General features: G+C 49.8%; 2 protein-coding genes. Both read left to right on the plus strand.

Features of this window, described 5'->3' with window-relative positions; all coding sequences use genetic code 11:
• Positions 1-152 (plus strand): transcriptional regulator SplA domain-containing protein (locus IEW70_RS17650; protein WP_308423188.1); only part of this gene is annotated, 152 nt, incomplete at its 5' end.
• The coding region (locus IEW70_RS17655) for a spore photoproduct lyase family protein (protein ID WP_373286006.1) at positions 145-586 on the plus strand (442 nt) is incomplete at its 3' end. The genes IEW70_RS17650 and IEW70_RS17655, both read left to right, overlap by 8 nt.

A 586-nucleotide genomic window follows, 5' to 3' on the forward strand; every position in this document is an offset into this window, starting at 1 on the left:
ATCCGGAACAACCCGGAGAGCTGAGCCTGTTCTTATACGAGACCCATTACCCCCTAAATGAAGAAATTGCCGTTTACCGAACAGAAGAAGAAGCCGAATACGCCTACCGGCATTATATCGGCTCTTTTCAAGAAGGGGAGTTCCATGGTTAAACCATTCGTACCCCAACTGGTTTATATAGAGCCCCGTGCGCTGAACTATCCACTCGGTCGGCGGCTGAAAGAGAAATTTAAAGAGATGGGGATCGAAATCAGGGAAACCACATCCCACAACCAAGTGCGCAACTTGCCCGGCGAAAACGATTTCCAGAAGTACCGGGTCGCAAAATCGACACTGGTGGTAGGGGTTCGGAAAACCTTAAAATTTGATACCTCGAAACCATCCGCGGAGTATGCCATCCCCTTAGCTACAGGATGCATGGGACACTGCCACTATTGTTACCTGCAGACTACCATGGGGAGCAAGCCGTACATTCGCACCTATGTTAACGTCGAGGAAATTTTCGATGCGGCTGAGAAGTACATACAAGAACGAGCTCCCGAAATTACCCGGTTTGAAGCGTCCTGCACGTCAGATATCGTCGGGG

It is taken from the genome of Marinithermofilum abyssi (genome assembly GCF_014641195.1).
Taxonomy (GTDB): Bacteria; Bacillota; Bacilli; order Thermoactinomycetales; family DSM-45169; genus Marinithermofilum; species Marinithermofilum abyssi.